The organism is Nocardia sp. NPDC050710 (assembly GCF_040654375.1).
Lineage (GTDB): Bacteria > Actinomycetota > Actinomycetes > Mycobacteriales > Mycobacteriaceae > Nocardia.
The window spans coordinates 107,455-116,900 of sequence record NZ_JBFAHV010000013.1; the positions used below are offsets into that span (position 1 = coordinate 107,455).

General features: G+C 65.7%; 9 protein-coding genes. 1 reads left to right on the forward strand and 8 read right to left on the reverse strand.

Annotated features, from left to right (window positions below):
* Positions 1-39: 39 nt before the first annotated feature.
* From AB0H61_RS22280 to gmd, 5 genes are read right to left on the reverse strand one after another with little or no spacing between them, the layout of a single operon-like run.
* The gene (locus tag AB0H61_RS22280; RefSeq protein WP_357307447.1) at positions 40-1,218 is read right to left on the reverse strand and encodes a nucleotide disphospho-sugar-binding domain-containing protein; all 1,179 of its coding nucleotides are present in this window, start codon (positions 1,216-1,218) and stop codon (positions 40-42) included.
* 5 nt (positions 1,219-1,223) lie between these two features.
* A complete protein-coding gene (locus AB0H61_RS22285) occupies positions 1,224-2,408 on the reverse strand; it encodes a class I SAM-dependent methyltransferase (protein ID WP_357307449.1) in 1,185 nt (394 codons plus the stop codon).
* A gap of 1 nt (position 2,409) precedes the next feature.
* Positions 2,410-3,357 (reverse strand): GDP-mannose 4,6-dehydratase, encoded by a 948-nt coding sequence (locus tag AB0H61_RS22290; protein WP_357307451.1) that lies wholly within the window; start codon positions 3,355-3,357, stop codon positions 2,410-2,412.
* 1 nt (position 3,358) lies between these two features.
* The gene (locus AB0H61_RS22295) at positions 3,359-4,606 is read right to left on the reverse strand and encodes a class I SAM-dependent methyltransferase (RefSeq protein WP_357307453.1); all 1,248 of its coding nucleotides are present in this window, start codon (positions 4,604-4,606) and stop codon (positions 3,359-3,361) included.
* Entirely contained in the window at positions 4,603-5,625 is a 1,023-nt protein-coding gene (gene gmd / locus AB0H61_RS22300; protein WP_357307455.1) for a GDP-mannose 4,6-dehydratase, read from the reverse strand. The genes AB0H61_RS22295 and gmd overlap by 4 nt, the downstream gene beginning before the upstream one ends.
* 85 nt (positions 5,626-5,710) lie before the next feature.
* Between gmd and AB0H61_RS22305 the strand changes: the two genes are divergently transcribed.
* The gene (locus AB0H61_RS22305) at positions 5,711-6,469 is read left to right on the forward strand and encodes a polyprenol monophosphomannose synthase (RefSeq protein WP_357307457.1); all 759 of its coding nucleotides are present in this window, start codon (positions 5,711-5,713) and stop codon (positions 6,467-6,469) included.
* Here AB0H61_RS22305 and AB0H61_RS22310 read toward each other — a convergent pair.
* Genes AB0H61_RS22310 through AB0H61_RS22320 form a run of 3 tightly spaced genes read right to left on the reverse strand, consistent with a single transcriptional unit; the run spans position 6,447 to position 9,394 of the window.
* A complete protein-coding gene (locus AB0H61_RS22310; RefSeq protein WP_357307459.1) occupies positions 6,447-7,172 on the reverse strand; it encodes a hypothetical protein in 726 nt (241 codons plus the stop codon). The genes AB0H61_RS22305 and AB0H61_RS22310 overlap by 23 nt on opposite strands.
* Positions 7,172-7,585 (reverse strand): hypothetical protein, encoded by a 414-nt coding sequence (locus AB0H61_RS22315; protein WP_357307461.1) that lies wholly within the window; start codon positions 7,583-7,585, stop codon positions 7,172-7,174. Before AB0H61_RS22315 ends, AB0H61_RS22310 begins: the two co-directional genes overlap by 1 nt.
* A gap of 15 nt (positions 7,586-7,600) precedes the next feature.
* Positions 7,601-9,394 (reverse strand): thioesterase domain-containing protein, encoded by a 1,794-nt coding sequence (locus AB0H61_RS22320; protein WP_357307463.1) that lies wholly within the window; start codon positions 9,392-9,394, stop codon positions 7,601-7,603.
* Between the last annotated feature and the right edge of the window lie 52 nt (positions 9,395-9,446).

Sequence of the window (9,446 nt, forward strand, 5' to 3'; positions counted from 1 at the left end):
AACTTCAGCGAGTTCCTGCCCGAGGACGTCGCGGTGCTCTTATCTGGTCCGCGCGCCGATGCAATCGGCGAGCTGCGGGACGACCTGCGCCACTACCTCGTCGGGTGTCGGCGCGTCACGGATATCGGCCCCGATCCGTTCGGCGGCGGCGCGGAACCCGGGTTCACGCAGCAGCGTTCCGATGGATTCGGCCAGGCCGTTCGTATCGGCTTGCGCGGCCGGGTCTTCGGCCGCCCGACCCGCCCCCGCGCGCACGATGCCGCGGGCGTAGTCGAACTGATCGAACATCTGTGGCAGCACCAGTTGCGGCAACCCATACCAACCGGCCGTGAGGCCGGTCGTCGAACCGCCGTGGTGCACCAGAAGATCGCACCCGGGCAGGAACAGTTGCAACGGCACCTCTTCGACAACGCGGACGTGATCGGGCAACTCTCCGACCAGCGCACGATCGGTGGCGGAGAGCGCGACCACGATCTCGGCGTCCGCGACCTCGGACAGCGACTCGACGATCGCCAGCAGTGGACGCGGCCCGGTCAGGCTCAGTGTGCTACCGCCGAGACAGACCGCGATCCGTCTGCGCCCCTGATCGTTTCGATGCCAGTCGGGCAGCAGGCCGGTGCCGTTGAATGGGATGAACTGGATCGGGGTACCGGGCGGCGCGTCCGGCGCCTGCATACTCGTCGGGCAGATGTCGAGCACGGCAACGGGTTCGGCCAGCTCACCACCCGACTCCGCGACCAATTCCGAGGTACGTTCGGTGAACGGCCCGCCGGTCGGATCGATACCCCAACGGTGCACCAGCACAGGCAGATCCAGTGCGGCGCCGAGGGACCGCCCGACGGTCGCCAGCGGGTCGGTGAGGATGACGTCGGCGCCCCAGTCCCTGGCGACGTCGGCGAACACCTCGAGGTACTGGGTCGCGTGGTTGTGCCAGTTCTGCGCGGCGATATGCCACAGACCCTTACCCGACGCCTGGTCCCGGTCGGCGAACGGCGGTAGCGGGAACATGCTCGGGTTCACCTTGGTACGCAGCTCGTCCATCGGCACATTCAGCGCGGGCAATTCGACGGCGTTCAGCCCGGAACGTCGTGCGGTGGCCGTGACGTCGCTGCGCGAGGCGACCAGCACGTCGTGACCGGCCAGCCGCAACGCCCAGCAGAACGGCACCATCGCCAGCAGGTGCCCGGACGACGGTACCGGGACGACGAGGAATTTCATGCCCATCACTCCTTAGGCTTCATCCACTCCATCGGATTGGTATGCCGCGGCACCCATGATGGAGCGGATTGCTCACTGTTGCGACGTTTTTCGACGACAACAATGTTGTGGTAGAAGTGCACCGCGCCGACCCACTCGTCGTGCGGCCGGTTCTGCCGCCCCGCGGCCTTCTCGAATTCCTGGTGGTGCAGCGCGTCGACAAGTGTCTTGAGGTAGCCGACCGAGGTCGCCGGGGTGTCGAGTTCGGTGCTGCTGCCGCCCCAGCCGGTCCAATACGAGGTCTGCGTATCCTCCACCACGTACAACCCGCCCGGGCGTACGTGGGCGAACAGCGCCTCGAACGAGGCGATCACATCGCCGCTGATATGGCTGCCGTCATCGATGATGATGTCGAACGGGCCCAGCGAGCCACCGAGTTCCGAGAGATATGCCGGATCACCCTGGTCGCCTTGCAGTGGCTGCAACCGCGGTTCGGCGATGCCGGACTTGTCGAAGTAGTCCAGCCCGTACACCATGCCGCGGCGGAAGTATTGCTTCCACATGCGCAATGAGGCGCCACCGACATTCGGCGCCTGGTAGCCGCCGATACCGAGCTCCAGCACCCGCACGCGACTATTGCGCAGCGGCGCGAAATGCCGCTCGTAGTGCGGGGTGTACCAGTGGCCGCCCCACTTGTCCGAACCGAATCGCAGCGACAGTGTGTTGAGGTCGTAATGGTATGTCGAACAAGCGGTTACGATGCCGTCCGCAGCGCGGGCCGCGGCATCACGGGCCATCCGCCACGGGTCGTCCGGCGCGAAACTGCCCGGCCCCGGCTCATCCTTCAACGCGATCGCGCGGGTGCCGATCTCGGCGTCGGGCGGCCCGTAGACCGCGCGCAGCAACTCCACCAGATCCTGCCGCACCACCAGCCACGGATCCTCCAGGGCGCCGGGGGCGATGGCGGGGTCCTCGGCGCCGAAGGTCACCAGATAGTCCAGTTGCTTACCCTCGTGGGTCAGCTCGAATACCGCCGTGACCGGCTGACTCGGCGCGTCGCCGTCGCGGGCCCGCCACGCGATCTCCTTCAGCACCGCATCGATCACCGTTTCGGTGCCGATCTCGCCGAGTCGCGCCGCGGTCTCCTCGTAAATCCCGTCCGCGATGGAGATCAGTTGCGCGGCAAGGAGATTCTCGTCGTTCAGGTTCACATCATCCATCCGTTCCGCCGGTGGCCACCGGCCTCGCTTCGTCAATCAAGCGCACCCCTTCGGCCGCGAGCATGGCTCGAACCATGCCGCGGAAATCCACCGAGGGCCGCCATCCCGTCCGCTCACGCAACCTTCCCGCGTCACCGACCAGCGGCTGCCGGTCACGGGTCAGCACGGAAGGGCGTTCGCGGACGTGTTCTCGCCAGTCCAGCCCGGCCATGCCGAACGCGACCGCGCAGAATTCCGCCACTGAGTGATATTCACCGGTCGCGACCACGAAGTCGTCCGGTTCGTCGAGCGCGAGGATCCGGGTCATCGCCTCGACGTAGTCCGGCGCGTATCCCCAGTCCGCACCCGCGTCGAGCCGGCCCAATACCAGCTCCTCCGCCGCACCCCGCTGGATCCGTGCGACCGCTCGCACGATCTTGCGGGTAACGAACTTTTCGGCCCGCAAGGGTGATTCGTGGTTGAACATGATCCCGGTCGACACGAATACACCGCGCGCCCGGTAGGCCCGGCAGGCCAATAGCCCCGCGGCCTTGCTCACCCCGTATATCGAGTGTGGCCGCAACCCGCTGTCCTCGTCCCGGACGGTGCCGTCGCCGGGTCCGAATACATGTGACGACGCCGCATAGAACAGCCGGGTACCGGTCCCGTAGCGGTCGATCGCCTCCGCGAAATGCTGCACCGACAGCGTGTTCACCCGGTGCGAGTCGCGCGCCAGCTCGCGTGCATCCACCGGCGGATCCTCCGACGAATGCTGGACAGCCGCAAGAAGGTACACCTGCCGCGGACGCTCCGACGCGACCAGCCGCGCGACCGAATCCGCGTCGGTGATGTCGACCGGGCCGGTGCGGCCGAGCGGGAGTACCCGGTCGCCACGCGCGCTCAGCAGGTTCGTCAGCAACGTGCCGTCCTGTCCCGACGCGCCCGTGACGACAACGGTCACCTCACACCACCTCCAGATCGGGCAGCGGGAACACGAGATGACCTCCGGCGGAGCGGAACTCGCGTTCCCGCTCGACCATCATCGAGCGGAAGTGCCAGGGCAGCACGAAGTACTGGTCCGGCGACTGCTCGCGCGCCTGCGCCTCGGATACGATCGGGATGCCGGTGCCCGGGGTGAACTTGCCGAACTTGTCGTCGTTGACCTCCGCGATGCACGGCAGGTCCGATGGTCCGATCCCGCAGTGTTGCAACAGCACATTGCCCTTGGTGGACGCACCGTAGCCGAGCGTGCGTAGCCCGGCCTGCTTGGACCGGTCGAAGAACTCCCTGACCTGCTCCCGATGCTGGTCGACCCGCTTCGCGAAGTCGGCGTAGATCTCCGGTGTGTGCAGACCGAGACCGGCTTCCTCGGTACGCATCCGCTCCAGCTCGCCCGCGTCGGCGGCGCTCGGAGCACCCCGCTTGCCCAGCGTCAGAGCGAAACTGCCGCCGTTGATGGTGTTGCGTTCCACCTCCAGCACCACGAAGCCGCACCGCCGCGCCATCCACTCGATCTGATCGAGGGTGTAGTACTCGAGGTGCTCGTGGCAGATGGTGTCGTAGGACGTGGTGGCCAGCATGGCGGGCAGATAGCTCTGCTCCAGCACCCAGATGCCGTCATCGGTCAGGGCGGCGTACACGTCGCGCATGAACTCCAGCGGGCTCGGCACGTCGTAGAACATGGCGATCGAGGTGATCACCTTGGCCCGCCTGCCGTTCAGCAGCGAAGCGACCAACTCGCGGGAGAAGTAGCCGGTCGCCAACCGCACATGCGGGGGGTAGAACTCCCGGAACTTCTCCCCCAGCGGATCGATGCCCACCACTGTCGCGGCACCGGCCGGGTACCACTTCAGCAATGTCGCATCGTTGCTGCCGATGTCGATCACCACATCGTCGGGCCCGAGGTCGACCCGCTCCCGGATCCGCGACACCCGATGACCGAGATGATCGATCATCGAGCGATTCAGGCCCGAGCGGTATCCATAACCGGCGGAATACATTTCGTCGAAGTTCGCGGTGTGCCGCAACTGCACCAGGCCGCACTCGTCGGCTCCGGTGCGGACACAGCGCACCAGCTCCAACGGATAGCGCGGCACCCCGAGCGGGTCCGCGGCCGGGAACACCCCGGTCAAGGCCATCGTGCCGAGATCGACGACCGTTTCCAGCCGAGTGTTCTCGCACACCCGGCAGCGTTCAATCTCTTCCGTCACGCGTTCTCCATATCGTGGGCGACCATCAACTGCACCAACTCCGTGAAACTCGTCTTCGGCTCCCACCCGAGCTTCTCCTTGGCCTTGCGCGGATCACCGGTCAGGTGGTGTACCTCGGCGGGCCGGAAGTAGGTGGGATCCACCTCGACCAGCACCCGTGAGGTGCGCCGGTCGATCCCCTTCTCCTCGAGTCCTGTGCCCTCCCACACCAATTCGACACCTGTTGCCGAGAACGCGACCTCGCACAACTCCCGGACGCTGTGCGTTTCCCCGGTCGCGATGACATAGTCGTCGGGCTCCGGCTGCTGGAGCATTAACCACATCGCCTCGACATACTCCTTGGCATAACCCCAGTCCCGTCGCGCGTCCAGGTTGCCGATGAAGAGCCGATCCTGTTTCCCCTGCGCGATCCGGACCGCACCGCGAGCGACCTTCCTTGTCACGAAAACCTCACCACGCCTGGGTGATTCGTGATTGAACAAGGTACCGTTGACCGTGTACATCCCGTAGGCCTCACGGTGGTTCACGGTGATCCAGTACGCGTAGAGCTTCGCCACCGCATAGGGCGAACGCGGATGGAACGGGGTGTCCTCGCTGAGTGCGACATCGTGCAAGCCGCCGTACAACTCCGACGACGACGCCTGGTAGAACCTGGTCGCGATGCCGGTCTTGCGGATCGCGTCCAGTATTCGCAGGGTGCCGATCGCATTGGTGTCCGCGGTGAATTCCGGTATCTGGAACGAGATGTGCACATGCGACTGCGCACCGAGGTTGTAGATCTCGCTCGGACGCACCTCTTCCAGAATCCGGTTCAGGCTGCTGGAATCCATGAGATCGCCGTAGTGGAGAAACAACCGACGTTGCGAATGCGTGTCGGAATAGAGGTGATCAATGCGATCGGTATTGAAATTCGAGGCACGCCTGACTATTCCATGAACCTCGTACCCTTGCTGTAACAGGAATTCGGTCAGATATGACCCGTCCTGGCCGGTGATACCGGTTATCAAAGCTTTCCTCATGAAACCTCCAACCAGAGACTAGCGGTTCTCGAAATAACCGGCAATACCTATATTTCGGTCGCCGAACGTACTAAAATTTGGTCGCATGAGTACGGCCTCCGAAAGAACTCTGGTAATTATTCCGACGTACAACGAGCGTCGCAACGTCGGGCCGTTGCTCGCTCAAATACTCGAGCAGGGCACTGATTTCGATGTGCTCTTCGTCGACGACAACTCCCCCGACGGCACCGGTGAGCTGCTGGAAGACCTGGCCAAGGAGCACGCTCCGCGCATTCACGTGCTGCACCGGCCGGGGCGCCAAGGCGTCGGATCCGCACACCAATCCGGTATCCGATGGGCCTATTCCGAGGGATACGACAACATCATTACGATGGATTCCGATTTCGCGCACCCGCCGTCGTATCTGCCCGCCCTGCGCGCCGCCGCGGCCGGCTTCGATATCGTGGTCGGATCGCGATACCTCAAAGAGGACAGCCTGGCCGACTGGACTCCCTTCCGTAAGATCCTCACCCGGGTCGGGCATTTCCTCACCGTGGCACTGTTGCGAATGCCCTACGACGCCACCGGCGCTTTCCGATACTACCGGCTCGGCACCGTTCCGGTCGGCGCTTTCGACCGGGTGCGGTCCACCGGATACTCCTTCTTCTTCGAAAGCCTCTACATCATGAACGCCAACGGTTTCCGCATCCAGCAGATTCCGATTCACGTGCTCAACCGCACGGCGGGCGCGTCGAAGATGCGCACCCGCGACGTGGCGACCAGCGTTCGATTTCTGCTCGTGCTGTGTGCGGAGAAGTACTTCCGGCCGAGCAAGCACCGCATCAGTTCGCCTGCCCACCGGTAATCCGCCTCCTCGATAGCCAGTCGATCACCGTCACCGCGTCCGGCCAATCGGACTCGGTGGCGGTGACCGGGAATTGGTCGTCGACGTAGTCCTTCGCGAACTCCGACCGCGACCCCACCGCATCCCGCACCTCGGCCAGCGTCACCGCGGTCCGCGCGCCCACCTCACGCAGACCGGAACCGCCCGCGTGACCGGCGATCCATTCGGCACACCACTCCACCGGGGCGAAGCTCTGCCGGGATCGCCCGCTGGCGAACACCGGACGGTCGGCCGCCAGGTCCGCCAGCACGCCCTTGCGGTAGTCGCCGCCGTACATCGGACCGAGCCGCACGATGAAAGTGTCTGCGCCGGTACATAACTCCTCGGCCGCAGCGCGATTGCGGCCGTACACGGTGTCGAGTTGGGTCCGAGCCGAGATGCTGCTGATCTGGATGAACCTGTCCCATGTCCACTCATCTCGCAGCCGCCCGGTCCCGGTCACCGTCGCATCCTGGTCGGCATCCGGATTATGTTCGGCCCAAAAGCGTTTCGACGGACACGCGGCATTGACCAGCACGTCGTAGCCGCCCGCGACGCGCAGCTGCTCATGGTTCGTGCGGACCACGGGAACCACCTCGTAGTCGCGGAGCCTGCCGAATGCCTCGACCAGCGCCGCGCCCACATAGCCAGCCGCGCCGACGACGGCCACCCGTAGCCGGGACATCACCCGTTGCCTTCCAAGGTATGCGGCAGCGGCGCCACCTGAACGATCGGCGGATCGCACTCGTCCCACGGCTTGGTCAGCATCGCGATGAAGGTCAGCGGCGTGATCGAGTACACCGTGTGCATCACGCCGATCGGCGTGCGCGTGCAGATCCCCTTCGACACGTGGATGAATTCCTCCGGACAGTTCGGATCCTCGTGGTCGTCCTTGGTGACCAGCACACCATTGCCCTCGACGAACAGCAGATACTCGACGAAGTGCGGGTGATAGTGCAGGCCGCGGACCTTGCCCGGATGCATCTGGATCATGTTGAACTCCAGCAGCGGTTCCGGTGGCACCCAGGTGAATATGCCGCCGCGGCCGTCGCGGACCGTATCGAGATTGCAGGACGGGGTGAGAACTTCGACCTTCATGGGGTGATCCCTTCATCAGGCGGGTACCGCGTTCGGACGGACAGCGAGCAGCTTGTCCGCGATGGAGTCGACCAGCGCGTCGCGCTGGTCCGAGAGGAAGAAGTGGCCGCCGGGCAGCAGCTCGGTGGAGCGAACCCCCGGCAGCACATCGCGCCACGCCTCGAGTTGGGTGGCAGCAACCTGGCGATCGTCGCGTCCGCCGTAGAGGTGGACCGGACAGGCCGGCGGCGGATGTGGGACGAACCGATAGTCGTCGAAGATCTCGAAGTCGCTGCGCAAGGCGGGCAGGAACAGTGCCATCACCTCCGGGGTATCCAGGACCTCGGGCGGGATGCCGCCGTAATGCCCTACCGCGGAGAGGAATTGATCATCGGGCAGACTCGACAGGCGTCCCGGCCGCGGCAGGTGCGGCGCCACCGACCCGCCGAGGAACAGCATCTCCGGAGCGACTCCGGCGGGGAGTCCGCGTGCGACCTCGAAGGCCGTCAGCGCGCCGAGGCTGTGGCCGAAGAAGGCGAACGGCACATCGGTGAGCGGAACTACCTGCGCCACTGCGGCATCCACCAATTCTCCGAACCGGCGGATCGGCGTCTGCCCGAGATGCCGTTGCCTGGCAGGCAATTCGACGGCGCACAACTCCACCCAGTCGGGCAACCGTGTCCGCCACTGCGTGTAGGACGCGGCCTTCCCACCCGCGAACGGCCAGCAGAACAGGCGTAACAGCGCGGGCGCGGCCGGCCGCCGGTGCAGCACCAACCGATCCGCGGGTGGTGCGGGCGGCGTACTCGCCATGGTCGGTGGGGTCGGCAGGCTCGCCACCGGTGGCGCGGACCGAGCGCTGGGCATTCGCGCAGCGGTCGGCTCCGTGTGAACGGCCGACTGCGATGGTTCGGTCCGGAACATTGCGAGATCACCGATGGTGACCACTCGTGACACCTCGACCCCGACCGCCGCGAAGAACTTCGACAACGGCGCCGAAGGGCCGACCTCGACGATCGCCGTTCCGGTGCGGCCGAGTGCCCGCATATTGTCCTGCCACCGGACCGGCGCGCTGATCTGGCGGACGAGATGGTCGGTGAGTGTCTCGGGCCGGTGGAACTCGCCGGTGAAGTTCGAGGTCACCGCCGTCGCACGATCCGCACGCAGCCGTGGCGCGCAGTCGGCGACATACCCGGCGAATTCCGATTCGATCGACCGCATCCACCGGGAATGAAAGGGTGCGCTCACCCTCAGCGGAACGAACCGCAGCTCCGGAAGACGCTCGGCGAGAAGCGCTCTGGCGGCCGCGACGTCCTCGGCGGCCCCGCTGATGACGAGTTGATCCGGTGAGTTGTCGTTGGCGACCTCGGCACCGACGCCGGCGACGAGTTCGGCCACTCCGTGCGAGGCGATATCGGGCAGGATGAGCGCGGCCATCGCGCCGGCACCCTCCGCTACCGCCCGCTGCATGAGCGCACCGCGGGCCCGCACCAGCCGGACCCCGTCGGCGAGTTCGAGGACGCCCGCCGCGACCAACGCGCTGTACTCGCCGAGGCTGTGTCCGCCGAATGCGATCGGCCGCACGCCGCATTCGACCGTCAGCACCCGGTGCACCGCGATCTCCATGGTGAGCACGCACGGCTGGGTGTACTCCGTGCGATGCAGCCGTAGATCCCGTTCGGCGCAGATCCGCAGCAGGTCCTCCCCTACCGCCTCGGCGGCCTCGTCGAAAGCCGCACGCGCGAGCGGGAATTCGGCGCAGAAGTCGGCGCCCATCCCGACCCGCTGCGCGCCTTGACCGGGGAAGACGAGGGTACGTTCGGCATTCATCGCACTACCTCCGCGGACCCCATCGGCGAGACGAACGCCGGATATGTGCGTC

Excerpts from the sequence above, each read along its gene's own strand:
- AB0H61_RS22280 (WP_357307447.1), bottom strand. The coding sequence starts at position 1,218 with ATGAAATTCCTCGTCGTCCCGGTACCGTCGTCCGGGCACCTGCTGGCG.
- gmd (WP_357307455.1), bottom strand. The coding sequence starts at position 5,625 with ATGAGGAAAGCTTTGATAACCGGTATCACCGGCCAGGACGGGTCATAT.
- AB0H61_RS22305 (WP_357307457.1), top strand. The coding sequence starts at position 5,711 with ATGAGTACGGCCTCCGAAAGAACTCTGGTAATTATTCCGACGTACAAC.
- AB0H61_RS22310 (WP_357307459.1), bottom strand. The coding sequence starts at position 7,172 with ATGTCCCGGCTACGGGTGGCCGTCGTCGGCGCGGCTGGCTATGTGGGC.
- AB0H61_RS22315 (WP_357307461.1), bottom strand. The coding sequence starts at position 7,585 with ATGAAGGTCGAAGTTCTCACCCCGTCCTGCAATCTCGATACGGTCCGC.
- AB0H61_RS22320 (WP_357307463.1), bottom strand. The coding sequence starts at position 9,394 with ATGAATGCCGAACGTACCCTCGTCTTCCCCGGTCAAGGCGCGCAGCGG.